The 26,524-nt window shown below is 73.7% G+C and carries 23 protein-coding genes; 6 read left to right on the forward strand and 17 right to left on the reverse strand.

Annotated features, from left to right (window positions below; genetic code table 11):
• Window positions 1–128: 128 nt before the first annotated feature.
• The 8 genes from O2W18_RS12015 to O2W18_RS12050 all read right to left on the reverse strand — a co-directional run bounded on the left by O2W18_RS12015 (window position 129) and on the right by O2W18_RS12050 (window position 8,247).
• Entirely contained in the window at window positions 129–905 is a 777-nt protein-coding gene (locus O2W18_RS12015; RefSeq protein ID WP_269187759.1) for a DeoR/GlpR family DNA-binding transcription regulator, read from the reverse strand.
• 202 nt (window positions 906–1,107) lie between these two features.
• Window positions 1,108–2,100: a Bug family tripartite tricarboxylate transporter substrate binding protein gene (locus O2W18_RS12020; RefSeq protein ID WP_269187760.1), complete on the reverse strand. Its 993-nt coding sequence runs from the start codon at window positions 2,098–2,100 to the stop codon at window positions 1,108–1,110.
• Between the two features lie 28 nt (window positions 2,101–2,128).
• Window positions 2,129–2,797 (reverse strand): 3-oxoacid CoA-transferase subunit B, encoded by a 669-nt coding sequence (locus O2W18_RS12025; protein ID WP_269187761.1) that lies wholly within the window; start codon window positions 2,795–2,797, stop codon window positions 2,129–2,131.
• Window positions 2,794–3,462 (reverse strand): 3-oxoacid CoA-transferase subunit A, encoded by a 669-nt coding sequence (locus O2W18_RS12030; RefSeq protein WP_269170042.1) that lies wholly within the window; start codon window positions 3,460–3,462, stop codon window positions 2,794–2,796. Before O2W18_RS12030 ends, O2W18_RS12025 begins: the two co-directional genes overlap by 4 nt.
• Window positions 3,459–5,138, reverse strand: coding sequence for a thiamine pyrophosphate-binding protein (locus O2W18_RS12035; protein ID WP_269187762.1), 1,680 nt, complete (start codon window positions 5,136–5,138; stop codon window positions 3,459–3,461). The genes O2W18_RS12030 and O2W18_RS12035 overlap by 4 nt, the downstream gene beginning before the upstream one ends.
• Window positions 5,122–6,105: a Bug family tripartite tricarboxylate transporter substrate binding protein gene (locus O2W18_RS12040; RefSeq protein WP_269187763.1), complete on the reverse strand. Its 984-nt coding sequence runs from the start codon at window positions 6,103–6,105 to the stop codon at window positions 5,122–5,124. Before O2W18_RS12040 ends, O2W18_RS12035 begins: the two co-directional genes overlap by 17 nt.
• Window positions 6,102–7,733, reverse strand: a complete 1,632-nt coding sequence (locus tag O2W18_RS12045) for a tripartite tricarboxylate transporter permease (protein WP_269187764.1) — start codon at window positions 7,731–7,733, stop codon at window positions 6,102–6,104. Before O2W18_RS12045 ends, O2W18_RS12040 begins: the two co-directional genes overlap by 4 nt.
• Window position 7,734: 1 nt before the next feature.
• The gene (locus tag O2W18_RS12050; RefSeq protein WP_269187765.1) at window positions 7,735–8,247 is read right to left on the reverse strand and encodes a tripartite tricarboxylate transporter TctB family protein; all 513 of its coding nucleotides are present in this window, start codon (window positions 8,245–8,247) and stop codon (window positions 7,735–7,737) included.
• A gap of 124 nt (window positions 8,248–8,371) precedes the next feature.
• Here O2W18_RS12050 and O2W18_RS12055 point away from each other — a divergent pair, with 124 nt between their 5' ends.
• Window positions 8,372–9,280 carry a LysR family transcriptional regulator gene (locus tag O2W18_RS12055; protein ID WP_269187766.1) on the forward strand — a complete coding sequence of 303 codons (909 nt, stop codon included), beginning with the start codon at window positions 8,372–8,374 and terminating at the stop codon, window positions 9,278–9,280.
• Between the two features lie 43 nt (window positions 9,281–9,323).
• Here the strand turns inward: O2W18_RS12055 and O2W18_RS12060 are convergent, their stop codons facing one another.
• Entirely contained in the window at window positions 9,324–10,328 is a 1,005-nt protein-coding gene (locus tag O2W18_RS12060) for a tripartite tricarboxylate transporter substrate binding protein (RefSeq protein ID WP_269187767.1), read from the reverse strand.
• 172 nt (window positions 10,329–10,500) lie between these two features.
• Here O2W18_RS12060 and O2W18_RS12065 point away from each other — a divergent pair, with 172 nt between their 5' ends.
• Complete coding sequence (locus O2W18_RS12065) at window positions 10,501–12,066, forward strand: aldehyde dehydrogenase family protein (RefSeq protein ID WP_269187768.1); 1,566 nt, start codon at window positions 10,501–10,503, stop codon at window positions 12,064–12,066.
• Window positions 12,067–12,083: 17 nt separating this feature from the next.
• On the opposite strand, the gene O2W18_RS12070 is transcribed toward O2W18_RS12065, so the two are convergent.
• Window positions 12,084–13,085, reverse strand: coding sequence for a LacI family DNA-binding transcriptional regulator (locus tag O2W18_RS12070; protein WP_269187769.1), 1,002 nt, complete (start codon window positions 13,083–13,085; stop codon window positions 12,084–12,086).
• Window positions 13,086–13,162: 77 nt separating this feature from the next.
• Between O2W18_RS12070 and O2W18_RS12075 the strand changes: the two genes are divergently transcribed.
• A complete protein-coding gene (locus O2W18_RS12075; RefSeq protein ID WP_269187770.1) occupies window positions 13,163–13,360 on the forward strand; it encodes a hypothetical protein in 198 nt (65 codons plus the stop codon).
• 65 nt (window positions 13,361–13,425) lie between these two features.
• Here the strand turns inward: O2W18_RS12075 and O2W18_RS12080 are convergent, their stop codons facing one another.
• Both O2W18_RS12080 and O2W18_RS12085 read right to left on the reverse strand, forming a co-directional pair.
• Window positions 13,426–14,772, reverse strand: a complete 1,347-nt coding sequence (locus O2W18_RS12080) for a hypothetical protein (protein ID WP_269187771.1) — start codon at window positions 14,770–14,772, stop codon at window positions 13,426–13,428.
• 1 nt (window position 14,773) lies between these two features.
• Window positions 14,774–15,274, reverse strand: coding sequence for a SigE family RNA polymerase sigma factor (locus tag O2W18_RS12085; protein ID WP_269187772.1), 501 nt, complete (start codon window positions 15,272–15,274; stop codon window positions 14,774–14,776).
• A 139-nt stretch (window positions 15,275–15,413) separates the two neighbouring features.
• Between O2W18_RS12085 and O2W18_RS12090 the strand changes: the two genes are divergently transcribed.
• Window positions 15,414–15,614, forward strand: coding sequence for a hypothetical protein (locus O2W18_RS12090; RefSeq protein ID WP_164700673.1), 201 nt, complete (start codon window positions 15,414–15,416; stop codon window positions 15,612–15,614).
• A gap of 371 nt (window positions 15,615–15,985) precedes the next feature.
• Here the strand turns inward: O2W18_RS12090 and O2W18_RS12095 are convergent, their stop codons facing one another.
• The 3 genes from O2W18_RS12095 to O2W18_RS12105 form a co-directional block, all read right to left on the reverse strand.
• Window positions 15,986–17,197 (reverse strand): acyl-CoA dehydrogenase family protein, encoded by a 1,212-nt coding sequence (locus O2W18_RS12095; protein ID WP_269187773.1) that lies wholly within the window; start codon window positions 17,195–17,197, stop codon window positions 15,986–15,988.
• A gap of 133 nt (window positions 17,198–17,330) precedes the next feature.
• Complete coding sequence (locus tag O2W18_RS12100; protein ID WP_269187774.1) at window positions 17,331–17,792, reverse strand: DUF4383 domain-containing protein; 462 nt, start codon at window positions 17,790–17,792, stop codon at window positions 17,331–17,333.
• Window positions 17,793–17,914: 122 nt separating this feature from the next.
• Window positions 17,915–19,564, reverse strand: coding sequence for a carbamoyltransferase family protein (locus O2W18_RS12105; RefSeq protein WP_269187775.1), 1,650 nt, complete (start codon window positions 19,562–19,564; stop codon window positions 17,915–17,917).
• 180 nt (window positions 19,565–19,744) lie between these two features.
• On the opposite strand from O2W18_RS12105, the gene O2W18_RS12110 reads away from it, so the two are divergent.
• Together O2W18_RS12110 and O2W18_RS12115 are read left to right on the forward strand one after the other, a co-directional pair.
• On the forward strand, window positions 19,745–20,395 hold the full coding sequence (locus O2W18_RS12110; protein ID WP_269187776.1) for a flagellar brake protein: 651 nt from the start codon (window positions 19,745–19,747) through the stop codon (window positions 20,393–20,395).
• A 63-nt stretch (window positions 20,396–20,458) separates the two neighbouring features.
• Window positions 20,459–23,323: a PAS domain S-box protein gene (locus O2W18_RS12115; protein ID WP_269187777.1), complete on the forward strand. Its 2,865-nt coding sequence runs from the start codon at window positions 20,459–20,461 to the stop codon at window positions 23,321–23,323.
• Here O2W18_RS12115 and O2W18_RS12120 read toward each other — a convergent pair.
• Together O2W18_RS12120 and O2W18_RS12125 are read right to left on the reverse strand one after the other, a co-directional pair.
• Complete coding sequence (locus O2W18_RS12120) at window positions 23,320–25,032, reverse strand: RecQ family ATP-dependent DNA helicase (protein ID WP_269187778.1); 1,713 nt, start codon at window positions 25,030–25,032, stop codon at window positions 23,320–23,322. The two genes, O2W18_RS12115 and O2W18_RS12120, sit on opposite strands and share 4 nt — an antisense overlap.
• 103 nt (window positions 25,033–25,135) lie before the next feature.
• On the reverse strand, window positions 25,136–26,509 hold the full coding sequence (locus O2W18_RS12125; protein WP_269187779.1) for a phospholipid carrier-dependent glycosyltransferase: 1,374 nt from the start codon (window positions 26,507–26,509) through the stop codon (window positions 25,136–25,138).
• Window positions 26,510–26,524 lie beyond the last annotated feature (15 nt).

Here is a 26,524-nt window from a genome sequence, read left to right on the forward strand (position 1 = left end):
TCCTTGGTGCGGCGGGCGTACCCGCAGTGGACCTCCCCGGGGTTCGGGGACGGGTTCCGGGCGGTGCCGGGGACGGGACGGGCCGGGCTTACCGGTGTCCCCCCGGTCGCCGGTTTCGGTCGGCCGGCTCACGAGGCGTCGTCCAGGCCGACGACGTGCACCCGGGTGCCGGCGGCGGAGATCGACGCAGCGGCCGCCGGGTCCACCCCGGAGTCGGTGTAGACGGCGGTGAGCCGCTCGATGGGGACGCAGGGGTGGATGGAGAAGCTGCCGAACTTCGACGAGTCGATCAGGCCGTAGACCTCGCGGCAGGCGTTGGCCAAGTACTTCTTCGCCTGCGCCTCCTCCCCGGCCAGGTCGAGCAGCCCGTGGTGCGCGGTGATGCTGTGCGCACCGAGGAACCCGCGGTCGATCGGGCCGCGGCCGACGAGCACGTCGCCCACCAGCCCGACCAGGGAGCGCGCCGAGCGCCGCACCACCCCGCCGGGCAGGAGCACGTTCGCGTCGGTGCGCTCGCACAGCAGGGTGGCGATCGGCAGGCTGTTGGTCACCACGACCAGGCCGCGCCGGTCCAGCAGCTGGCCGGCCAGGTAGTGGCAGGTGGTCGAGGAATCCAGGGCGATGACGTCGCCGTCGCGGACCAGTGGGGCGACGGCGTAGGCGATCGCCTCCTTCTCCGTCCGGTGGTGCCGGAGCCGGGTGTCGAAGGTGCCCTCGTCGGCCGGCCGGCTGGCGACGGCACCGCCGCGGACGCGCCGCAGCGCCGAGCGCTGCTCGAGCGACTCGAGGTCCTTGCGGATCGTGACCGTGGAGACCCCGAGCTGGCTGGCGAGGGTCCGGACGAGGACCCGGCCATCGGACTCGAGCCGGGACAGGATCGCCTCGGAGCGGGTGATCTCGTCCATCGGGCCCTGCCCTCCGCCGACCGCAGTGTCAGATGAGGTGGGTCACTCTGTGACCCACGTCTCGGACCTAAGCGGAAGGGCAAGGGAGGGACAAAGCACGAAAAGGTAACGAAGGCCCCGACGTTGCCAATCGAAACCAGCGCACTTGTCGATCATCACCGTGCGCGACGAAACCGCCACGCGACCGGGTCCTGCGCCCGACTCAGCCGCCGAGGATGGGCTCGTAGACCTCCTGGGTGCGGTCGAGCAGCTGCTGGAACTCCTCGGCACCCTGGAACTCCTCCGGCACGTAGTCCGCGCCGATCTGCTCCACGACCGCCGGGTCCTCGGACGCCGTCCGCAGCGCGTCCTCCAGCTCGGTGACGATCTCCTCGGGCAGCTCGTCGGGCCCGATGAGGCCGAACGTCGACCCGGCCAGCGTCAGCTCCGGGAAGCCGGACTCGGCCAGGGTGGGGGTGTCCGGCAGCCAGGGCAGCGGCTCGGCGGAGGAGACCGCCAGCGGGCGGAACTGGCCGGCGTCGATGTTCGCGGTCACGTCGGAGGAGGCGTTGATCAGCACCGCGTCGACGTTGCCGCCCAGCAGGGCGGTGGTCATCTCCGCGTTGCCGTTGAACGGCACGGCGGTGACCTCGACGTCGTACTCGTCGGCCAGCCGCTGCAGCTCGATCGCCTGGGGGGTGGAGGCGCCGGGGGTCCCGACGTTCAGCGTGCCGGGCTGCTCCTGCGCCGCGGTGAAGAACTCCTCGGCGGTGGCGTACGGCGAGTCGGCGCCCACGGCGAGCACGGACGGCACCTCGGTGAGCACCCCGATCGGCGTCACGTCGTCCTTGGTGTAGCCGACCTCGTTGGCCAGCGGTGTCACCACCAGGGTGCCGGCGGTGGCCAGGGAGAGGGTGTGGCCGTCGGGGTCGGCGCCGATCAGCTCCTGGGTCGCGAGCGCACCCGACCCGCCGGGCAGGTTCTCCACCACCACGGTCTGCCCCAGCTGCTCCTCCAGGGAGGCGCCGTAGGCGCGGGCGGCCAGGTCCGTGGGCCCGCCCGCCCCGTAGGGCACCAGCAGCCGGATCTCCTCGGTCGGGTACTCCGCGGCCGGCTCGGCCGAGCCGGACGTCGTCTCCTCCGTCCCGCCGCAGGCGGTGAGCAGGCCGAGGGCGGTGCAGGCGGCGAGCGCGCGGGTGGTGCGGGACAGGGGCATCGTTGCCTCCGGGATCGGGTCGGACCGGTCAGTGCGGGTCGAGCTCGCCGACGTCGTCGGCGAAGGTGAGCCGGGCAGCGGTGAGCGACTGGAGCTCCGCGCGGGTGAGCCCCGGGGCCATCTCCTGGACGACCAGCCCGTCGGGGCCGACGTCGAGGACCGCCAGGTCGGTGTAGACCCGGTCCACCACCCGGGCGGCGGTGAGCGGGTAGGTGCACCGGGGCAGCAGCTTGGGCCGGCCGTCCCGGGTGGTGTGCGTCGTCATCACCAGCACCCGCTTGGCGCCCACGGCCAGGTCCATCGCCCCGCCGACGGCGGGCGGCATGGTGGCCAGGTCGGTGATCCAGTTGGCCAGGTCGCCGGTCTCGGAGACCTGGAAGGCGCCGAGCACGGAGATGTCGATGTGCCCGCCGCGCATCATCACGAAGGCGTCGGTGTGGTGGAAGTAGCAACCGCCGGGCAGCAGCGTCACCGGCTGCTTGCCGGCGTTGATCAGCTCCCGGTCCTCCTCGCCGGGTGCCGGGGCCGGTCCCATCCCGAGGATCCCGTTCTCGCTGTGGTAGACGATCTCCTTGTCCGGGCCGACCACGTCACCGACCAGGATCGGCATGCCGATGCCCAGGTTGACGTAGGAGCCGTCCGGGATGTCCCGGGCCACCCGCCGGGCCACGGACACGTCGCTCAGCGGGCTGATCACGACGCCGCCACCCGGACCACCCGGTCGACGAAGACGCCGGGGGTGACCACCGCCTCGGGGTCCAGGTCGCCCAGCTCGACGAACTCCTCGACCTGCACCACCGTGAGCGCCGCCGCGGTGGCCATCGTGGGGCCGTAGTTGCGCGCCGCCGTCCGGTAGACGAGGTTGCCCCACCGGTCGGCCCGGTGCGCCTTGATCAGCGCGACGTCGCCGGGCAGCGGGTGCTCGAACACGTGCGGACGGCCACCGATGGTGCGCACCTCCTTGCCCTCGGCCAGCAGGGTGTCCGCGCCGGTCGGGGTGAAGAACCCGCCCAGCCCGGCGCCGGCGGCGCGCATCCGCTCGCTCAGCGTGCCCTGCGGCACCAGCTCCAGGCCGATCTCCCCGGCCCGCCACCGCTCCTCGAACCAGACCGAGCCCATCGACCGGGGGTAGGAGCAGACGACCGTCCGCACCCGGCGTTCCCGGATCAGCGCGGCGACGTCGCTCTCCCCCGCCCCGGCGTTGTTGGTGACCACGGTCAGGTCGCGGGCACCGTGGTCGAGCAGGGCGTGCACCAGCTCCACCGGGACGCCGGAGTCCCCGAAGCCCCCGATCAGCACCGTGGCGCCGTCGGAGATCCCGGCGACCGCGTCGGCGAGGGTCGCCACCCGCTTGTCGATCATCGCGGCCCCTGCCGGCGGTACCAGCGCGGCGAGGTCGACGGCGGCGGGGTGAGGGCCGCCCGCACCACCAGCACGTTCGGGCCGGTGGCGCCCAGCGCCGCGGTCAGCCGGTCCTCGAACCCCGGCCCGAAGCCGTCGACTGCGTCCGCCGGGACGCCGAAGGAGCGGGCCAGGGCGACGAAGTCGGGGGTGGCCAGGTCCACGCCGCGGGTCGGGGCCCCGCTGTGCACCTGGTCGAAGCGGAGCATCCCGTAGCCGCCGTCGTCGACGATCACCACGGTCAGCGGCGGCTGCTCCTGCGCGACCGCGGCCAGCTCGCCGCAGGCGAAGAGGAAACCGCCGTCGCCGACCAGGGCCAGGGCCCTGCCCTGCCCGGCCAGCGCAGCGCCGAGCGCCGCGGGGAAGGCGTAGCCGAGCGTGCCCCAGCCCATCGGGAAGGCGAACCGGCGCGGCCCGGGGACCCGGCCGAACGCCGCGACCCAGTACCCGGCGATGCACATGTCGGCCAGCAGCAGGCCGTCCGGTGCCACCCGGGCCAGCACGTCGAGCAGCTGGGCGGCCTGCGGGTCCTCGGACTCCACCAGCGCGCGGACCCGGTCACCCAGGCCGGCCAGCCGCTCCCGGAGCTCGGGGAGGCCGTCGCGTGGCGGGGTGCCGGCGAGGAGCCGGCCGACCACCGCGGCGGCGTCCCCGACCAAGGTCAGGTCGGCCGGGTAGTTCTTGTTCGCGTCGGCGGCGTCGACGTTCACCGCGAGCAGGGTGGCCGGCTGGGGCATCGCCCAGTTCTGGGTGGTCATCCCGTCGAGGTCGCTACCGACGGCGATCACCAGGTCGGCGTCGTCCCACAGCGCCCCGATCTCGGGCACGTGCGCCGGCCCGGGGACCAGGCACGGATGGTCGGGCGGGAGCACCCCACGGCCGTTGTAGGTGGTGACCACCGGTGCCGCGAGCTGCTCGGCGAGCCGGCCCAGCACCTCCCCGGCGCCGCTGCGCAGCGCACCGCCGCCGGCCCAGATCAGCGGGCGCCGGGCCGCGGTCAGGAGCTCCACCGCGCGGGCGACGTCGGCCTCCGGCGCAGTGGCCGGCGGCGGGACGTCCGGGGCGGTCGGCCGGGCGCCGTCCACCGGCTGGCTGAGCAGGTCGGTCGGCACCCCCAGGTAGACCGGCCCGGTGGCGGCGGTCAGGGCGACGGCGCCGGCCCGCACCGCCTGCTCGCCCAGCCGGCCGGCCGAGTCGCAGGTGACCGTGAGCTTGGTGACCGGGGCGAACATCGCGCCCTGGTCCCGGGTCTCGTGCAGCACACCGCGGTGCACGCCGGGGCGGCGCAGCGTGGTGGGGATGTCGGTGGCGACCACCAGCACCGGGGCGCCCGACGCCATCGCCTCGCCGGTGGCGCCCAGGGTGTTGGCCGCCCCCGGGCCGGTCGTGACGACGGCGACGCCCAGCCGTCCGGTGGCGCGGGCGTAGCCGTCGGCGGCGTAGACCGCGGTCTGCTCGTGCCGCACCCCGACCAGCCGCAGCCCCGCGGCGGCGGCTGCCTCCCAGATCGCCAGGTTGTGCACCCCGGGCAGGCCGAAGGCGATCTCCACGCCCAGCTCCTGCAGGGCGGCGACCAGGTCGTCGGCGCCGGTCCGCACGCCGGTCGCGGTTGCGGTCGCCTCAGTCGCCGAGGACATCGCCGAAGGTCTCCTCCGTCTCGACGAACAGCTCGCCCAGGCCGTCGGCGCCGATGAACTCCTGGGGCACGTACCGCTCGTCCAGCGACTCGACGACCTGCGGGTCCTCGGTGGCGCTGCGCAGCGTGTCCTCCAGCGTCTGCACGACCTCCTCCGGCGTGCCGGCCGGGGCGATGACCCCGAAGGTCGTGGTGCTCTGCACCAGCTCGGGGTAGCCGAGCTCGACGAAGGTGGGGGCGTCCACGTAGGGCAGCGGCTCGGGACTGCCGACGGCCAGCACCCGCAGGTCGCCGGACTCGATCGCGGGCAGGATGTCCTGGGACAGGTTGGCGAAGCCGGCGGTGACGTTCTCCCCCAGCAGTGCGGTCTGCACCTCGGCGTTGCCGTTGAACGGGACGACGGTGAGCGGGACGTCGTAGAGCTCGGTGATCCGCTGGGTCTCCGCGGCGTGGGTGTTGGTGGCCCCGGGCGTGCCGACGGTGACGGCCTGCGGGTCCTCCCTCGCGGCGTCGAAGAGGTCCTCCAGCGACTGGTACGGCGAGTCGGCCGGCACGAGGATCCCCGAGGGCACCTGGGTGACCACGCCGACCGGCGCGAAGTCCTCCCGGGTGTAGCCGACCTCGTTGGTCAGGTAGTTGAGCACCGCCGTGGGCAGCGCCGTCATCGACAGCGTGTAGCCGTCGGCCTCGGCGTTGATGAGCTGCTGGTAGGCGGTCGCCCCCGAGGCCCCCGGCGCGTTCTCCACGACGACGGGCTGGTCGAGCTCGCTCTCCATGTGCGCCGCCAGCGCTCGGGCGGCGATGTCGGTCGGGCCGCCGGCGGTGTAGGGCACCAGCAACCGGATGTCCTCGGTCGGGTAGTCCTCCGCCGCCCCGGCGGCCTCGGTGGTCTCCTCCTCCGTGCCTCCGCAGCCGGTCAGGGCGACGCCGGTGACGAGCAGGACGGCGAGGGTGCGGCGCGTGGTCATCGTTCTCCTGGGGTGGTGGAGGTGGAGCCCGAGGGCTCGTCGGTGGTCGAGTCGGCGCCGGGGCTGCCCTCGGCGGCGACCTGCCGGTCGGCGTCCGGGCTGGTCTCGTCGGTCTCGTCGACGTCGGCGGGGTCGACCCGGCCGAAGACCGCCTTGCGCCGCCGGCTGGTGATCGCGCTGACGATGATGATCAGCGCCATGAAGGCGAACATGCCGCCGGAGATCGGGCGGGTGACGAAGATGTCGAAGCTGCCGCCGGAGAGCAGCATCGACTGCCGGAAGGCCCGCTCGAGGATCGACCCGAGCACGAAGGCGAGCACCAGCGGACCCGGCTCGAAGCCGGTCTTCTTCATCAGCCAGCCGATGACGCCGAAGCCCAGCACGACCCACATGTCGAAGACGTTGTTGTTGACCGAGAAGACGCCGGCCATGGTGACCAGCAGGGCGAACGCGGCGAGGATGCCGGCCCGCACCCGGAGCATCTGGACGAAGAACCCGACCAGCGGGATGTTCAGCGCCAGCAGCATCAGGTTGCCGATGACCATCGAGGCGATGACGCCCCAGAAGATCTCCGGCTCCTGCTCGATCAGCTGCGGCCCCGGGGTGATGTCGTTCACCAGCAGGGCGCCGAAGATCAGCGCCAGCACCACGTTCGGCGGGATGCCGAGGGTGAGCAGCGGGATGAACGCCGAGGTGGAGGAGGCGTTGTTCGCCGTCTCCGGGCCGGCGACCCCCTCGATGGCGCCCTTGCCGAAGCGGCTGGGGTCCTTGGCCCGGCGCTTCTCCATGGCGTAGGAGGCCAGCGAGGAGACCACCCCGCCGCCGCCGGGCAACACCCCGATCGCGAAGCCGAGCAGTGAGCCGCGGCCGATCGCGCCGGAGGAGTCGCGGAAGTCCTTCTTGGTCGGCCAGATGCCCTTGATCTTCGAGGTGACCGCCTGGACCTTGTCGGTGCGCTCCAGGCTGTGCAGGATCTCCCCGACGCCGAACAGGCCCATCGCCACCGCGACGAAGTCCAGGCCGTTGAAGAGCGCGACCTCCCCGAAGGTGAAGCGCGCGGTGCCGGTGATCGGGTCCAGGCCGATCGTGGCCAGCAGCAGCCCCAGGGCGGCCATGCACATGCTCTTCAGCACCGAGCCGGTGCCCAGGTAGGTGACCAGGAGGATGCCCAGCACGGTCAGCGCGACGTACTCCGGCGGCCCGAAGGAGACCGCCAGCTGGGCCAGCGGCGGCGCCAGCAGGATCATCCCGATCACCGAGACCGTGCCGCCGATGTAGGACCCGACGGCGGCGATGCCGAGCGCCGGCCCGGCCCGGCCCTGCCTGGCCATCTGGTAGCCGTCGAAGGTGGTCACCACCGACGCCGCCTCGCCGGGCAGCCGCAGCAGCACCGAGGTGATCGTGCCGCCGTACATCGAGCCGTAGTAGATGCCGGCCAGCAGGATCACCGCGGTCACCGGCTCGACCGTGTAGGTGATCGGCAGCAGCAGGGCGATCGTCGCCGTCGGCCCGAGGCCCGGCAGCACCCCGATGACAGTGCCGATCAGCACGCCGAAGAACACGTACAGCAGGTTGGTCGGGGTCAGGGCGACGGAGAAGCCCGTGACGATGCCGCTCCAGCTGTCCACGTCAGCCCCCGATCACGGCGTCGACGAGGCCGTCGGGGAAGGGCACCCCGAGCAGCTCCACGAACAGCAGGTACATCACGGCCGTGCCGCCGACGGCCAGCCCCAGCGTCCAGCGCCAGGACTCACCCCCGAAGACCTTCAGCCACAGCACCAGCATCAGGAACGCCGAGACGACGAAGCCGAAGGCCTGGAACAGCAGGATGAAGACCCCGAGGCTGACCAGGCCGGCCATGATCCGCACCGTGCCGCGGGTCCACCGCTCGTAGTCCTCGGCCGGGTCGAGGAGGACCAGCACGGCCGCGGTACCGGTGAGCAGCAGCGAGACGATGAAGGGCCACAGCCCCGGCCCCGGTGCGGTCAGCTCGCCCAGGCCCAGCCCGCGGGAGCCGAAGACCGCGACGACCCCGAGGACCAGGAGCAGCAGCGGCGCGATCCGGTGGAGCTGCCGCCACCGGTGCCCCCGGTCCGCGGTCCCCTCGGTCGGGGCGCCGGACGCCGATGTCGAGCCGTGCACGTGCTCACCTCGTCCTCGTTGACGCCGCGTGTGAGCCAGGACACTAGGGCCGGCTTTGAGAGTGGTCCAATACGGAATGACCCGCTGATCCATAGCGGCTGTGCATGAGTGGTGGAGGAGTCCGATGGAGCTGCGACACCTGCGCGCGTTCGCCGCGGTGGCCGAGGAACTGCACTTCGGGCGGGCGGCGCTCCGGCTGCACGCCGCCCAGCCGGCGCTCAGCCAGCAGATCAAGCACCTCGAGCAGGACGTCGGCACGCTGCTGCTGGAGCGGACCACCCGGCAGGTGCGGCTGACCGCGGCGGGCGTCGTCTTCCTGGAGCACGTGCACCGGGTGCTGGCCGAGGTCGACCGGGCCCGGGAGTCGGTGCTGGCCACGGAGCGGGGCGCCCGCGGCGAGATCCGGGTCGGGGTGACCGGGGCGATCACCTGGCGGCTGCTCCCCCGGATGGCCCGTGCCTACCGGCAGCGCTACCCCCTGGTGCGGCTGGACCTGCACCCGGCGGTGTTCAGCGGCACCCAGGTCAGCTCGCTGCTGGACGGGCGGATCGACGTCGGGTTCCTCCGGGCACCGGTGCCCGACGGGCCGCTGGCCAGCCGGGTCATCCTCAACGAGCCGCTGATGGCCGTGCTGCCGTTGGACCACCCGCTCGCCGGCGCGGACGCGGTGGACCTGGCGGACCTGTCCGGCGAGCCCTTCGTCACCTACCCCTCGCGGCACGGCTCGGCGCTGCGGGACGCGGCGGTGCACGCCTGCTTCTCCGCCGGGTTCACCCCGCGGGTGGTCCAGGAGGCCCCGGACACGCACACCGTGGTCGCCCTGGTCGGCGCCGCGGTCGGCGTCACGCTGATGCCCGCCTCGGCCGAGCGGCTCCAGCTGGAGGGCGTGGTCTTCCGCCCGATCGCCGGCGGGGTCGACGTGCGGGTGCCGATCGCGCTGGCCTGGCGACGGGCGGACCCCTCCCCGGTGCTGGCCGGGTTCCTGGCCACCGCCGAGGAGGTGCTGCCCAGCCCGCCACCCGGCGATCGGTGACCGGCGCCGTCCCCAGGTGCGGACGGGCGCCGGCCACCGGGGCTCACTCCTGCAGGATCGGGCCGTACGTCTCGACGATCTCGTCGATCCGGTCGGCGAAGGCGTCCGTGCCGATGAACTCGTCGGGCACGTACTCCTCGCCGAGCTGCTCCATCACCTCGGGCTGCTCGAGGCAGTCGTTGACCGTCGTCTCCAGGGTGGTGACGACGTCCTCGGGAGTGCCGGCCGGGGCTGCGAGGCCGAACACCGACACGCTGTTGGTCAGCTCCGGGAAGCCCGACTCGGCGAGCGTGGGCACGCCCTCCAGGTAGTCGACCTGCTCGGGAGGGCTCACCGCCAGCGGCACGAACTCACCGGCCTCGACGTTCGCCAGCACGTCCTCCGAGGCGTTGATGAAGACGGCGTCCACGTTGCCGCCGAGCAGGGCGGTGGTCATCTCGGCGTTGCCGGTGAACGGCACCGCGGTCAGCTGGACGTCGTACTCCTCGGCCAGCCGCTGCAGCTCCATCGCCTGGGACGTCGTCGCCCCCGGGACGCCGACGTTCAGCTGGCCGGGGTTCTCCTCGGCGGCCTGGAAGAACGCCTCGGCGTCGGCGTACTCGGAGTCCGACCCGACCGCGAGGACGGAGGGGATCTCGGTGACGGCGGCGATCGGGACGTAGTCCTCGTTGGTGTAGCCGACGTCCTGCTGGAGCGGGTTGGTCGCGGTGGCCGGGACGGCGATCAGCGACAGGCTGTAGCCGTCGTTGCCACCGGCCAGCATCGCCTGCATGCCGAGCGACCCGGAGGCGCCGGGACGGTTCTCCACGACGACGGTCTGGCCGAACTCCGTGGACAGGCAGTCGCCGATCGTCCGTGCGGCCAGGTCGGTCGGGCCGCCCGCGGCGTAGGGCACGTAGAGGGTGATGTCGTCGGTCGGGTAGTCCGCCGCTGCGGCGTCGTCCCCGCCACCTCCCGTCGCGGGCTCGTCCTCGGTGCCGCCGCAGCCGGCCAGGGTGAGTGCGGAAGCGGCGAGGAGTGCGGGAAGGGTGAGCCGGCGTCGTTGCATCGGTTACCTCCGTCGTGTTCGAGGGCGCGTGTCCCAGGGCAGTGGCCTGGCTCACTGTGCCCTGACTCACCGGGGGTCGCCCGGCCGCTGGATCACGGTCGGGCAACGATCCCGAGGCCCCTGTGAGCCAGTTCACTCGCCAGACGTCCAAGACGACTGGCAGAGTGCCTCCATGGCTGCCGCGTCGTCGCCCCCTGCCCTGCACGTCAAGCCCGGGACCGAATGGGCCGCGGTCCTCGGTCGTGCCGCGGAGCTGGCACCCGAGGCGTTCGGCACCGACCGGTTGCACAACCTGGTGGACGGCGCCTGGCGGCCGATCGGCAACCCCGAGCCGCTGGTCACCCCGGTCGACGGCACCAAGCTCATCGGCCTCCCCCGGCTGTCGGCCGGAGAGGCGCAGCACGCCGTGCTGGCCGCCGCCGCTGCGCACCGGGAGTGGGCGCAGACGCCGCTGGCCGAGCGCAAGGCCCGGGTCGCCGCGGCCGTCGACTCGATGGCCGCGGCCCGTGACGAGCTGGCCCTGCTGCTGGCCTGGGAGATCGGCAAGCCGTGGAAGCTGGCCTGCGCCGACGTCGACCGGGCGCTGGACGGCGTGCGCTGGTACGTCGAGGAGATCGACACCATGCTCGGCGACCGCGCCCCGCTGGCCGGGCCGGTCTCCAACATCGCCAGCTGGAACTACCCGATGTCGGTGCTGGTGCACGCCGAGCTCGTGCAGCTGCTGGCCGGCAACGCCGTGCTGGCCAAGACACCGTCGCAGGGCGGCGCGGCCTGCCTGACCCTGGCCCACGCGCTGATGGCCCGCGCGGGGCTGCCGGTCACGCTGCTCTCCGGTGGTGGCGCGGAGCTGTCGTCGGTGCTGGTGCGCTCCCCGGAGATCGGCGCGCTGGCCTTCGTGGGCGGCCGGTCCAACGGCGGCAAGGTCGCCGCCGACCTGCTGGACACCGGCAAGCGGCACATGCTCGAGCAGGAGGGCCTCAACGCCTGGGGGATCTGGGAGTTCTCCGACTGGACCGGGCTGGCCGCCCACCTGAAGAAGGGCTTCGAGTACGGCAAGCAGCGGTGCACCGCCTACCCGCGCTACGTCGTCCAGCGGGAGCTCGTCGACCAGTTCCTGGCGACCTACCTGCCGCTGGTGCAGTCGCTGCGGTTCGGGCACCCGCTGGCCGTCGAGGCCGACGGCGACGACCTCCCCACCCTGGACTTCGGCCCGGTGATCAGCGCGGCCAAGGCTCAGGAGCTGGGCCGCCAGGTGGACGACGCGATGCACCGCGGCGCCGTCCCGCTGTACCGGGGCAGCGTCGCCGACGGCCGGTTCATCACCGGGCAGGACACCTCGGCCTACGTGGCACCGGCGGCGCTGCTCTCCCCGGCCGGCGCCAGCTCCCTCATGCACGCCGAGCCGTTCGGTCCGATCGACACGATCGTCGTCGTCGACTCCGAGGCGGAGCTGCTGGCCCAGATGAACGCCTCCAACGGCGCGCTGGTCGCCAGCCTGGCCTGTGACGACGAGGACAAGGCCCGCCGGCTGGCCCGGGAGGTGCAGGCGTTCAAGGTCGGGATCAACAAGCCCCGCTCCCGCGGTGACCGGGCCGAGCCGTTCGGTGGCCGGGGCGCGTCCTGGCTGGGCTGCTTCGTCGGCGGCGAGCTGCTGGTCCAGGCGGTCACCCAGGGTGCGGAGAACGAGCTGCTCTACGGCAACTTCCCCGAGCACTCGCGCTACCCCGCAGCCATCTGACCACCCGTCGAGCCGGGTCAGGCGCTCTGTCGGACCACCAGCTCGGACGGGAACAGCGTGACCGGGGTGCGGTCCCGGTCGAGCAGGGTGGCCGCCGCCCGGGCGGCGATCTGCTCGACCGGGTGGGTCGCCGTGGTCAGCGCCGGCCCGCTGAAGGCGGCGAGCGGCAGGTCGTCGAAGCCGGTGACGGCGACGTCGTCCGGCACCCGGCGCCCCAGCGCCTGGACCGCCTGGATCGCGCCGAACGCGGTCTCGTCGCAGATCGCGTACAGGGCGTCGGTGTCCGGCCAGCGGCGCAGCGCCTCGGCGGCGCCCAGCCGGCCGCTCTCGGTGGTGAAGTCCCCGGCCAGCACCCGTTCGGGCAGACCTGCGGCGTGCACCGCCGCCCGGTACGCGGCGACCGGGCGGTCCGCGCAGGGCAGCCACGGCGGCCCGGCCAGCATCGCGATGCGCCGGCGGCCCGACCGGAGCAGGTGCGCGGTGAGCGCCGTCGTGGCAGCGCCGGTGTCGACGTCGACCAGGGGGACGGCGGAGGAGCCCGCGCCGATGGAGACCACCCGCCCGGCCAGCCGGGGTGGCACGGCGGCGAGCACCCGGCGGGTGGTGTCGACCAGCACGACCCCGGCAACGGAGCGGTCGCGGGCGAGCGCCTCGAGGGCGGGCTCCGGTGCGCCCAGTGGCAGCCACTGCAGCGCGACCCCCAGCCCCTCGCCGGCGCACCGCTGCGCGGTGGAGCCGACCACCCGCGACACGTACTGGCAGTCGACGAGGTCGGTGGGGGACGCGCTGGTCACCGCCACCACGAGCCTGGTGCCCCGGCCGTGGACCAGCGCCCGGGCCACCGGGTCGGCGGTGTAGCCCAGCCGCTCGGCCGCGGCACGTACCCGCTGCCCGGCGTCGGCAGAGAACGGCCCGGAGCCGGTGAGCACCCGGGAGACCGTGGCCCGGGAGACCCCGGCCGCCCGGGCCACGTGCTCGATGGTGACCGCGGGCCGGTGGTCCTGACGCATGCCGTCCATCCCATCACCGGCCGGTCGGCGTCGGGGGGATCAGCGCACTGGAACCGCTCTCAGCCGGGTCTGAGAGGGTCGGCGGCATGACGTCACCGGAGCCGCGCGCCCCTCGACAGCGGCTGATCGGCCTCTTCCTGCTGGGGGTCGCCGCCGTCCTCCTGGTCTCCTCGGTCACCTGGTTCGGCAGTGACCGCTCGGGGATCGGCATCGCCCAGGTGGTGGTGGGGCTGGTGCTGGCGGCGGTGGGCGGCCTCGTGGTGCGTCGGGCGCAGCCGCGCTGACCCCCGCCGTCCCCGCGCCTCGGCGGCCAGCTGCCGCATCGCGGTGACCGACGCCGGCTCCCCGGTCACCGGCCGAGCTCGCTGACCGGGACCTCGGTGAGGAGGGTGCCGTCCGCGGCCAGGAATCGGACCGTCAGCGGCCCGACGCCGGCGCTGCCCACCCCGCTCCCGGCGGTGAGCGGCAGGGTGGCGAGCAGCGATGCCTCGCCATCCCGCACCTCCGCGACGGCGGCGTCCGCCGGTCCCTGGACCGCGACGTCCCCGTCCAGCCGCACGGCCAGCACCTGGTCGGTCAGCGGTGTCCCGGCCGGCTGCGGGTCGTCGGTCGAGATCGAGCTGGTCGTCGACCCGTCGGTCTGTCGCTGGGTGGTGCCCACCACCAGCACCGTCGCGCCGGAGCGGAACGTGACGCCGGCCAGCACCATCTCCCCGCGGCCGTCCGCGGTCGGCCCCGCGGCGAGCAGCACCGTGCTCGCGCCCTCCAGGCCGGGACCGTAGGCACTGAGCGGGAGCTGCAGGGTGTTCTGCACGGTCTCCTCGGAGATTCGTGAGCCCACCTCCCGCGGGTCGGCGATCCCCTCGATCGGGGCCCGGGCCGCGGCCTCGGCGCGGTCGCTGAGCACGTAGCTCATCGCCTCGATCTCCTGACCGTCCCGCGAGACGACGACCTGCAGGCTGTGCGCCGATGCGCGCGGGTCGTTGATCACCCCGGCGGCCACGCCGTCCACCCCGGGCAGCTGCCGCCGGTCCACCTGCTCCTCACCGGCCGCGGTCACGGTGGTGCCGGCCAGGTACTCGACGGTGTCGCCGGGGAGGCCCACCACGACGAGGACGCCGGACGACCCGCCCTCCAGGAGGTCGACGAACGCCAGTGGCTGGTTGCGGACCAGCCGCTGGACGCCGGTCGCCTGGGTCAGTTCGCCGGGCTCCGCGCCGGCCGGGCCGGTGAACCAGGTACCGCTGAGCCGGCCGTCCGCCTGGCCCAGCACGAAGGCGATCCGCAGCCCGGCCTCGTCGCCGGCCCAGGCCACCCGGTGACTGTCCACGGGCGGGGGGGCCTCCGGGTCGAACTCGTCGGTCCGCCACGGCAGCGCGGCCATCGCCTGCAGCCAGGCGTCGTCGCCGGCGAGCGGCCCGCGGACCGGCACGTCGTAGAGGCTCCGGGTCGTCACAGCCCCCGACGGTGCGGCCACGTCGTCCGCGGTGCCGACCGCCGGGAGCAGCCCGCGCAGGACCGGCACCGAGCCGAACACCAGCACCACGGCCAGCCCGACGCCGACCACGGCCGCCTGCTGACGGCGCTGCCGCCGGTGCCGCGCCCGGGTGCGCTCGGCCAGGTCCCCGGGGGCACGGGGGACCGGGCGGGTGGCGAGGTGCGACCGGAGCTCGGTCTCGACGTCGATCAGGTCCATCTCAGCGCTCCTCGAGGGCACGGGCGGGCAGGACGGCGCGCAAGCGGGCGAGGCCGCGGGTGGTCTGGCTCTTCACGGTGTTGACCGAGCAGCCCAGCGCGGCCGCGGTGGCGGCCTCGCCGAGGTCCTCGCCGTAGCGGAGGACCAGGACCGCGCGCATCCGCGGCGGCAGGGTGGCCAGCGCCGTTGCCATGGCGTCCCGCTCGGCGAACACGTCGGTCTGGTCGGGCTCGGGGGCGTCGAACGCCGGGAGGGAGACGATCTCCTGCGTGGTGCGCCGGCGGCGCCAGCTCGCGGCGCTGGTCACCAGGACCTTGCGCACGTATGGGTAGGCGTCCGCGCCGGAGATCCGGCCCCAGTGCCGGTAGGCCTTGAGCAGGGCGGTCTGCAGCAGGTCCTCGGCGTGCCCGCGGTCGGCGGTCAGCAGGAACCCGACCCGGAGCAGGTCGTCGGAGCGCGCGGCGACGAACGCCTCGAACGCTGCTTCGTGCTCGGCTCTCACCAGATCCCCCTGTCGTCACTCCCTAGGACGCGATGAGCACGGTCGGAAGGGCGTCTCCGTGACCTGATCGTGATCATCTGGCGCTCTCGGCGGACACCCGGCACTGTGACTCACGACACGTCGAGCAGTGGAGGTGGCCGTGCAGATCAGCAGGGAGCAGTTGGTCCAGGTGCTGCGCACCGAAGGGGACAACGACACCGCGGACAAGGTGGAGGGAGACCTGCCGGAGCAGATCGACACCGACCGGGACGGCGACGCGCTGGCCGCGGCGGGGCTCGACCGCACCCAGTTGATGGCCAAGCTGGCCGGCGGCTCGTTCGGGGGCACGCTGGCCCCCTGACGCCTCGGCGCGCGCTGCTGCGCCGCTCCAGGGCGATGGCCTGGTGCACGAACTCGGGGACGACGTCGGCCTCCTCCGCGGTGGGGGTGGCGACGAACTCCAGCGAGCGGACCGTGCGGCCGGTGCCGCGGAGCAGCCCGTTGGGGTCGGGCAGCTGGGTGCCGCGCTCGAAGACGAGGGTCACCCCGGTGTCGCGGGGGAACAGGCCACAGACGAAACCGGCCTGCGGGTGGCGGTAGTTGATGCTGTGCCAGCCCGTCCGCACCCGCTCCTGGAGCTCCGGGTCCGCCGTCCGGAGCAGGTGGCGCAGGCCGAGCGTGGCCCCCGCCCACCGACGGTCCTGGGTGTGCCAGGACCGTCGGTGGGTGCGGCTACCCGGCGAAGGGCCGCTCGCGGGCCAGCTCCTCCTTGGCGACCCCGCGGATGTGCACCGCGTCCGGGCCGTCGACGATCCGCAGTGTGCGGGCGCTGGCGTAGAACCGGGCCAGCACGGTGTCGCCGCTGACCCCGGCGCCGCCGTGCAGCTGGATCGCGCGGTCGATGACGTCGAGGGCCACCCGCGGGGCGGCGACCTTGATCGCGGAGATCTCGGTGCGGGCGCCCTTGGCGCCGAACCGGTCGATCAGGTCGGCGGTCTGCAGCACGTAGAGCCGGGCCTGGTCGATCTCGATCCGGGAGAGCGCGATCGACTCCCGCACGGTGCCCTGCTCCGCGAGCGGCCGGCCGAAGGCGACCCGGGACTTCGCCCGCTCCACCATCAGCGCCAGCGCCCGCTCGGCCATGCCGATGGCGCGCATGCAGTGGTGGATGCGGCCGGGGCCGAGCCGGGCCTGGGCGATCATGAAGCCGTCGCCCTCGCCGGAGAGGATGTTGCCCACCGGCACCCGGACGTCGGTGAACCGCAGCTCCGAATGGCCGTGCTGGTCCTGGTACCCGAACACCGGCAGGTGCCGGACGATCTCCAGCCCCGGGGTGTCGCGCGGCACCAGCACCATCGACTGCTGGCGGTGCGGCGGGCCGTCCGGGTCGGTCTTGCCCATCAGGATGAAGATCTCGCACCGCTCGTCCGCGGCGCCGCTGGTCCACCACTTGCGGCCGTTGATGACGTACTCGTCGCCGTCCCGGACGATCGAGGTCTGGATGTTGCGGGCATCGGAGCTGGCGACGTCCGGCTCGGTCATGGCGAAACCGGAGCGGATCTCGCCCTCCAGCAGCGGGGTGAGCCAGCGGGCCTTCTGCTCCTCGGTGCCGAAGAGCATGAGGGTCTCCATGTTCCCGGTGTCCGGGGCCCCGCAGTTGGTCGCCTCCGGCGCGATCGTCGGCGACCAGCCCATGATCTCGGCGATGGAGGCGTACTCGAGGTTGGTCATGCCGCCGAGCTCGTGGTGGAAGAGGTTCCACAGGCCGCGCTTACGCGCCTCGGCCTTGAGGTCCTCCAGGACCGGCGGGTGGGCGTGGTCGTCGTGGCCGCGCGCGGCGCGCCATTCCTCGTACACGGGCTCAGCGGGGAAGACCTGCTCCCGCATGAAGTCCCACATCCGGCCACTGACGTCCTCGGCCTTGGCGGAGAGGGTGAAGTCCATGGACGGACGTTAGCGCCGGACGTGACGCAGGACGCACCGGGGTCTGGCACCCGGTGCCAGACACGCGACCGCCCGGACACCGGGGTGGTGTCCGGGCGGTCGTGGTGGCGCCGGGGTGCGAGTTCGCCCGACGTCAGCGACGCAGGGACTGGTCCGATCCGCGCGTGCTGTCGACGGTCTTCACCGGGCCCAGGGCGATGGCCAGGCCGGCGATGACGCTGGCCAGGTGCAGCCAGTTGTCCGCCCAGTTGATGCTCAGGAAGTTGAGGTCGTCGTCCCCGCCCGCGGCGAAGAGGCCGTAGACGAAGGCGGCGCCGTAACCGACGGCCAGCAGCCAGCCGTACACCCGGGCGGTGCTCAGCTTGCTGGCCAGCGCGATGCCGGCCAGGCCGATGACCAGGTGCACGATGTTGTGCAGCGGGTTGATGCCGAAGCCGATGATCGTCTCGTCGGTGTGCTCGGCGAAGTCGTCGAAGCCGGTGATGAAGAAGCCGACGATCCCGACGAGCGTGTAGACGACACCGATCGCCATGGCGAGCATCTGCGGCCAGGTCATCCCTCGGCGGGCGGCGCCGGGCGAGTCTGCGTTGGACATGGGTGCCTCCGTGTTGTCTCCGCCCGCCAGGTGCTCAGCGGGCCTGCACAGCCAGTTCCCAGACTCGCGGCACGAAAACGGCCGCCACCCGAACGGGTGGCGGCCGTTGCCGAAACGTCACATCAGGCCGGGCGGGGTGTCGCCTTCGGCCGCCGGACGACGAAGGGGCCGATCGCGAGCAGGTCCACCGGCGCCGAGCCGAAGCACTCCAGCGCGTCCCGCGGGTCGTCGACCATCGGCCGGCCGGCGGTGTTCAGGCTCGTGTTCACCACCACCGGCAGGCCGGTGCGCCGCTCGAACGCCGAGATCATCCGGTGCACCAGCGGGGACTCCGCCGGGTCGATGGTCTGGATCCGCGCCGTCCCGTCGACGTGGGTGACCGTGGGGATGCGCTCCCGCCACTCGGGGGCCACGTCGTGCACGAAGAGCATGTACGGCGAGGGGATCGGCCCGCGGCTGAAGATCTCCGGCGCCCGCTCCAGCAGCACCATGGGGGCCACCGGGCGGAACTGCTCCCGGCCCTTGACGTCGTTCATCCGCTCCAGGTTGGCCTCGAAGCCGGGGTGGGCCATGAGCGAGCGGTGGCCCAGGGCGCGCGGGCCGTACTCGCTGCGGCCCTGGAACCAGGCGACGATGCCGTTGTCGGCCAGCACCTCGGCCACGGTCTCGGCGACGTCGTCCGGGCGCTCGTAGTCGATCGCCGCGGTGATCAGGACCTGCTCGATCTCGTCGTCGGACCAGCCCCGCCCGAGCGCGGCGCCGGGCATCGGCTGGGTGTCCTCGCCCAGCTCGCGGGCCACGTGCAGGGCGGCACCCAGCGCCGTCCCGGAGTCCCCAGCGGCCGGCTGCACCCACACCTGCTCGAACGGGCTCTCGGCCAGGATCCGGGTGTTGGCCACGCAGTTGAGCGCGGTGCCGCCGGCCAGGGTGAGGGTCTTCTCGCCGGTCTGCTCGTGCACCCAGCGGGCCAGGTCGATCAGCACCTCCTCCAGCCGCTGCTGGACGCTGGCGGCCAGGTCGGCGTGGTCGGAGGTCCACTGGTCGCCCTTGCCCAGGCGCGGGGCGAACTCGGTGTAGTCGATCGGCTCGGTGCGGAAGCCGCCGTCGTCGGTCGCCCGGATCAGCTCGGTCAGGTCGCCGACGAACCGCGGCTTGCCGTAGCTGGCCATCGCCATGACCTTGAACTCGTCGGAGCTGCGCAGGAAGCCCAGGTGGTCGGTGAGGTCCTCGTACATCAGGCCCAGGGAGTGCGGCAGCGCCTGACCGGCGAGCACCTCGAGCTGGCCGTCGACGTAGCGGCCCGCCAGGTGGCTGTGCGCCTCACCGCGGCCGTCGAGCACCAGGACCGCGTTGTCCCGCTGGGGGGCGCCCAGGCCGGCCGAGGCCGCGTGCGCCACGTGGTGCTTCACGAAGCGGACCTTCGCGGGGTCGAGCCCGGGCAGGGCGTGCGCCAGGAAGTCCGGGGCCATCTCCGCGTACTTCTTGCGCATGACGTCGCCGTCGTCGAACAGCCCGGAGTCCTCGGGAGTGCCCATCAGCGCGGGGTCGAAGGAGTAGGCGACCGCGTCCAGCTCCTCGGGGCGGATGCCGGCCTCGCGCAGGCACCAGGCCGCGGACAGCTCGGGCAGCTCCCAGGCGCTCCAGGGCAGCGGGCGCTTGCCGTGCTTGCGTCGGCTGAACCGCTCCTCCTCCGCCGCAGCGACGACCTTCCCGTCGACGACCAGCGCCGCCGACGGATCGTGGTAGATCGCGTTGATGCCCAGGACCTTCACGCGTGCACTCCTCCCGGCCGGGCTCCAGCGGCCCGGTCCCCGTTCATGATCACGCCGAAGTCCGGTCGCCGCACGGTGAGCCGCCCGGATCACGTCCCCGGTGGTCGAGGTGGGGCGGCGACCTGCCGATGTGCTGACCGAGGCCCGAGCGGACGGCCTCCGGAGCGCGGAGGAGACGCGATGACGACAGCTGGCTCAGGGAGCGACCTCCCCGAGACGAACACGGTCGTGGACCTGGAGCTGGCAGCGCACGCCTCCCCCCTGGTCAGCTGGGTCCGGGAGAGCAGCTCGGAGCAGCTGGTGCTGGTGGCCGGCCAGGACGACGAACGTCGACCGGTGCGGCCGGCCGCGAACGAGGCGCTGACCGTCGTCTGGAAGGGGGCGGACGGGCTCCGGGCGCTGCCGGTGGAGTTCCTGGCGGTCCGCCTGGGCGGTCCCGAACCGCTGTGGGAGGTCCGGCCGACGGGGCCGACCGTGCGGGCCCAGCGCCGTGACGCGGTGCGGAGCCCGCTGGTCCTCCCGGTGTGCGTGACCCTCCCCGGGGGAAAGCTCACCGGCGCGACCCTCGACCTGAGCGAGGGCGGCTGCCGCTGCGCCGTCGAGTCGCGCGCCGGCGTGCGGATCGAGGTGGGCACCGTCGTGCCGGTGGCCCTGGAGCTGGGCGGGGAGCTGATCCGGACCGAGGCCGAGGTCGTGCGCACACTGCCGCTGGCCGGTGAGCGCACCCAGCTGTCCCTGCGGTTCATCGGGCTCGGCGAGCGGCATGAGGACCGCATCCGGGCGCTCGTGTTCGCCGAGCTGCGCGAGCGCCGGAGGCGCGGCCTCCTCTGACCAGGGGGCGGGGTCCTCGAGACCAGGCTCCAGGAACACCCCTGCCGCGCCGATGGGGACCGGGTGCCTCTCTCTCCGGTCCTCTCCGCTCCGCTCGTCCCCGGCGGCGCGGACCTGCTGAAGGCCCACGGCCTGCCCGAACACGCCCCGGTCGAGCAGCTGCAGGCCCTCACCCGGGTGGCCGCAGCACTGTGTGGCACGCCCACGGCCGTGGTGAACCTGCTCGACGAGAGCTTCCAGCACCAGGTCGGTGAGGTCGGCTTCGCCGGCAGGTCCACCGACGTCGCCGACTCGATGTGCGTCGTCGGCCTGCGCGAGCCGGGCCTGCGCCACGTCCCGGACGCGACCCAGGAGCCGGCCTTCGCCGGCAACCCGTGGGTCGACGGCCGGATCGCGGACCTCCGCTTCTACGCCTCGGCGCCGATCGTGCTCACCGGGGGCGGGGTCATCGGTTCGCTCTGCGTCTTCGCCGACGAGCCCGGGTGCCTGCGCCCGGCCCAGCTGGACGCGCTGGCCGACCTCGCCCGGCAGGCCGCCGTCCTCATCGAACAGGCGCACCAGGCGCGGGAGTCGGCCGGGCAGGCAGCGCTCTTCCGGCTCGTGGCCGAGGGGTCGGCCGACGTGCTGTGCCGCCACTCGCCGGACGGCACCGTCCACTACGTGTCGCCGTCGCTGCGGAACGTGCTCGGCCACGAGCCGGTCGCCGGTGGTCGCGTCGCCGACCTCTTGCGCATCGAGCCCGACGACCTGCCGGACGTGCAGGACGCCGCCCGGCGTGTCCTGACCGGGGGGCGCAGCTCCGCAGTGCTCTTCCGGGCCAGGCACGCGGACCGGTCGGTGCGCTGGCTGGAGGCGCGGCTGGCGCCGATCCGGGACGACCACGGCACCGTGCTCGAGGTGCACTCGGCCGCCCGGGACGTCACCGAGCGGGTGCGCGCGGCCCAGGAGCTCGCCCAGGTCGCCGAGCAGGCAGCAGGCCTCGTGGAGACGTGCGCCGATGCGCTGGTCTCCGTCGACGAGCACGACACCGTGGTCGACTGGAACCCCGCGGCCGCAGCGACGTTCGGCTGGTCGCGCGAGGAGGCGATCGGCCGGGAACTGTCCGACCTCATCGTCCCGGCCGAGCTGCGTCCGCAGCACCGCGCCGGCATGGCCCGGCTGCGTGAGGGCGGGGAGGCCCGGATCCTCGGTCAGCAGGTGCAGGTGACCGGCCAGCGGCGGGACGGCAGCCAGTTGCCCGTCGAGCTGACGCTGTGGCGCAGCCGCGGGCGGGACGGTTGGCGCTACAACGCGTTCCTGCGGGACGTCACCGACCGGGTCGCGGGCGAGGCGGCGCTCAGCGCGGCCCGGGACGACGCCGAGCGGCGAGCGGCGCTGACCACGGCGATCCTGCAGACCATCGACGTGGGCGTCGTCGCCTGTGACGCCCAGGGTCGGCTGACCGCCTTCAACCGCGCCGCGCACCAGCTGCACGGCCGGACCGAGGAGCCCGGTGTCGACCCCGCGGAGTGGGCTGCCCGCCACGATCTGCGGGCCGAGGACGGCGAGACGGTGCTCGCCGTGGACCAGGTGCCGCTGAACCGGGCGCTGGCCGGGGAGGAGGTGCGCGACGTCCCCATGGTCATCGCCCCGGAGGGGATGGCGCCGCGCACCGTGTCGGTGGACGGCCGGGTCATGCACGACAGCGGCGGGCGACTGCTCGGCGCGGTCGTGGCGCTCAAGGACGTCACCCAGGCGCGTGCGCATGCGCAGGAGCTGACCGAGGCACGCGACCTGGCACTGGCCAGCACGCGGGCCAAGACGGCCTTCCTCGCTGCGGCGAGCCACGAGATCCGCACCCCGCTCAACGGCGTGCTGGGCACCCTGGAGCTGCTCGAGCTGGAGCGGCTGACGGCCCGGCAGGCCGAGTACGTGGCCGTGGCACGCCGCTCCGGCGAGGCGCTGTTGCGGCTGCTCAACGACGTCCTGGACCTGTCCAAGGCCGAGACCACCGCCGTCGACCTGGCCAGTGAGGACTTCAGCCCCGCCGCCGTGGCCCGTGACGTGACCGCGGCGATGACCCCGGTGGCCGCCCGCAAGGGACTGTCGGTCGTCCTGGACGCGCCCACCGACGAGCTCCTCGTGGGTGACCCGGGCCGGCTGCGTCAGGTGCTCATGAACCTGGTCGGGAACGCGGTCAAGTTCACCGCCCACGGACAGGTCGTCGTGGCGGTCGAGCTCAGTGCGGCCGGTGCGGGGCTCGTGCAGCTCCGTCTCTCGGTGCGCGACACCGGCGCGGGCATGTGCGCCGAGGAGCTGGCCGGTCTGTTCCAGCCGTTCTCCCAGGGCGCCCAGGGTCAGCGCTACGGCGGCACCGGGCTGGGGCTGGCCCTCAGCCAGCAGCTGGTCGAGCTCATGGGCGGCCGGGTCGACGTGCAGAGCACGCCCGGCAGCGGTTCGCTGTTCGTCGTCGTGGCCGACCTGCCCCGCGCCCGGACCGTGTCCGCGCCGACGGTGGAGACGTCCGCGGCAGGTGCGGCGCCGCCCCCTGCCGACGAGGGACGGCCGGGTGGGGCGCGGCCACCCAGGGTGCTGATCGCCGACGACAGCGAGGTCAACCTCATGGTCGCCGCTGCCCTGCTGGGCAGTGCCGGGGCCGAGGTGGTCACCGTCGAGGACGGCGACGAGGCCGTCGCGGCCGTCCAGCGGGAGCGCTTCGACCTGGTCCTGCTGGACAACCAGATGCCGCGGATGTCCGGTGTGGAGGCAGCCTCGGCCATCCGTGCGCTGCCCGGCCCGGCTGGTGCGACCAGGCTCGTGGCGCTGACCGCGAGCACCGGCGAGGACCAGCGTGCCGCGTTCGCCGCGGCAGGAGTCCAGGGCTTCCTGACCAAGCCGGTGCGGCTGGCGGACTTCCGCCGGCTGCTGGAGGAGGCGGCTGCGGACTAGGCCCGGGCGAGCAGCTGGTGGTCCAGGACGGTCTGCAGGGCGAGGGTCTTGTAGCCGACCGCCTCGAACAGGACGACGACGCGGTCGTCCTCGTGCCGCATGACGACGCCGGGGCCCCACTCGGTGTGCTCGACGGGCAGGTCGACCGGGAACGGGTGGTGTTCGTCGGCGGTCTGCTGCTGCTGGGAGAGCCCGGCGCTGCAGTTGTCGCAGTTGCCGCAGGGCTCGTCGAGCTGCTCGCCGAAGTAGCCGAGCAGGAACTGCCGCCGGCAGCCGGTGGTCTCGGCGTAGCCGCGCATCATCTCCACCCGGCTCTCGTCCACCCGCACGTGGTGCTCGGCGAGCTCCCGGGCGGCAGCGGCGGCCTCCCCGGCGGGCGGGGCGTCCGGGGCCGGTGACGCCGTCCCCTCGTCGTCCACGACGACGGCGCCCGCCTGCTCCAGCAGGTTGAGGTCGCGCACCAGCGGGGTCGCGGCGCGGCCGGTCTCCGCCCGCAGGTCGCGGACGTCCACGCCGTCCATCCCTGCCGCCGTCCCGGCCTGCACCAGCCCGGCGACCTGCTGCAGCTCCTCCTCCGCCGGTGCGCCGGCCGCGAAGAACCGGCGCAGTCCCAGGTCCTCCTGCCGGTACACCAGCACCGCCACCGCCGGCTCGCCGTCGCGACCGGCCCGGCCGATCTCCTGGTAGTAGCTGTCGATCGAGTCGGCCGGCTCGGCGTGCACGACGAACCGGGTCTCCGGCTTGTCGATGCCCATGCCGAAGGCGGTGGTCGCGACGACGATGTCCAGCTCGTCGGCCATGAACTGCCGCTGCACCTCCTCACGGTCGCCCTTCCTCAACCCGGCGTGGTAGGCCCGCGCACGGACCCCGCGCTCGGCGAGGGCGTCGGCGAGCTCCTCGGTGCTCCGCCGGGTGGCGCTGTAGACGATCCCGCTCCCTCGCCCGGTCAGCTCGACCACCCGGTCCAGGACGGCGGTGTGCTTGGCGTGCGCGTCGGCCCGCTGCTCGACCTCCAACCGGATCTCCGGCCGGTCGAAGCCGGCGACGACGACCTCCGGCTCGGTCATCTCCAGCCGCTCGACGATCTCCGCCCGCACGGGTGGCGCGGCGGTCGCGGTCAGGGCCAGCACGGTCGGGTGCCCCAGCTGCTGGACCACCCCGCCCAGCCGCAGGTAGTCGGGGCGGAAGTCGTGCCCCCAGGCGGAGACGCAGTGCGCCTCGTCGACGACGAACAGCGCCGGGGCCGCCGTCCGCAGCGCCGCCACGACCTCCGGCTTGGCCAGCTGCTCCGGGGCGAGGAAGCAGTAGCGGACCGTTCCGTCACGCACGCCGTCCAGCACCGCCTGGTGCTCCAGTGCAGGCAGGCTGGAGTTGAGCACCGCCGCCCGGCCGACCCGCTCCTCACCCAGCTCCGCCAGGCGCTGCACCTGGTCGCGCTGCAGCGCGATGAGCGGTGAGACGATCACGACCGGGCCGTCGAGCAGCAGCCCCGTGACGGTGTAGACGGCGGACTTGCCGGCCCCCGAGGGCAGCACGGCGAGGGTGTCGCGACCGGCTGCGACCGCCTTCATCGCCTCCTCCTGGCCGGCCCGGAACTCCTCGAACCCGAGCACCTCCCGGGCGGTCTCCCGGATCCGCCGGGTGCGGACGGAGGGGGAGCCACCGGCGGTGGTCTTCGGGTCGGCGGCGCGCTGGTCGGTCTGGGTCACCGACCGCGACTTCCCGACCCCCGAGATCGACAAACGACCCGCAGGCCGGGCGCGGGGCCGCTGCCGTGGACGGCTCGGCATCGTCACTCCCCCGGAGCCGAGCTCAGTCCCAGGAGTCGAGCCAGAAGCGCAGGTCCAGGCTGTCGGACTCCAGCGGGATCCCCAGCCAGACCGGGGCGAAGAAGGCGAACCCGGCGGCGGAGAGGGCGAGCACCACACCGCCGGCCAGCCGCGGTCGGCGGGTCGCCTGCACGGCACGGACCAGGCCCAGGGCGATGAACGGCACCACGGGGACCAGGTAGAAGAAGTAGCCGGGCTTGTTCGCGGCCAGCCAGGGAGCCCACAGCAGCAGCAGCGGGACCAGGACGGTGGTCGCGACGCGGTCCCGGCGGGCGACCGCGCGCCAGATCAGCACCGGGTAGGCCAGCAGCGCCGGCCACCACAGGCCGGGGTTGCCGAGCATGACGATGCGCGCCCGGGTGTCCGGCGGCACCTCGCACTCGTCGGCCTCCTGCTGCGCGGTCGTACAGCTCTCTGCGTAGACCAGCACCGGCCGCTCCAGCCAGGGCCAGCCCAGCGGGCTCGACCGGTACGGGTGGCTGGCCTCCAGGCCGAGGTGGTAGTCGACCAGGTCGACCTGGCTCTGCGCCCACGTCTGCAGCCGGTCGCCCGGTGAGGTGCCGCAGTCCCCGGCCTCGCAGGCCTGCTGCGCGGCGTGGCTCTCGGGGTAGTTGGCGAACCAGCCCGCGAAGCTGGCGACGTAGACGGCGGCGGGGATCATCAGCAGGCTCAGCACCGCCCCGCCGGTGACCGCACCGGCGCGGCGCGCGGCCGCGCGGAAGGTCTCGCCCCGGCCGCTGAGCTCGGTGCCGAGTACCAGCAGACCGGCGACACCGACGGCGATCAGGCCGGTCCACTTGGTGGCCACCGCGAGCCCGAGCGTGAGCCCGGCCAGCCAGCGGTACCGGGAGCCCAGGAAGGACCGGCGCAGCGCCTCACCGGCCGCGCGGGTCCGGGTGCGCGCATCCCGGTCCAGCAGGACCAGCCAGAACGTGGCGATGACGAACAGGCCCAGGGCCGCGTCGAGCATGGCGATCCGGCTGGACGTCACCGCGAGGCCGTCCAGGGTGACGAGCACGGCGGCGAGCGCAGCCGGGGCGGTGCGGCGGAACAGCCGGAGCCCGCTCAGGTAGGTGAGCAGCACCGTCAGCGAGCCGGCGGCGGCCATGCCGACCCGCCAGCCGAAGGGGGTGGAGCCGAACAGCTCCATGCCGGCGGCGATCACCCACTTGCCCATGGGTGGGTGGGCCGGGCGGCCCTCCTCGACGCCCCGGACCAGGTAGTCGGAGGCGTCGACGGCGTAGTACTTCTCGTCGAAGTAGAGACGGTCCGGGTCGCCGAGGTCCCAGAACCGGATGGCGGCGGCCAGGCCCAGCAGCGCCAGCGGCACGCCCCACCGCACGACCCCCGGGGGCACGCGCCGGACCGACGA

This window comes from Modestobacter sp. VKM Ac-2983, from assembly GCF_026967885.1.
Lineage (GTDB): Bacteria > Actinomycetota > Actinomycetes > Mycobacteriales > Geodermatophilaceae > Modestobacter.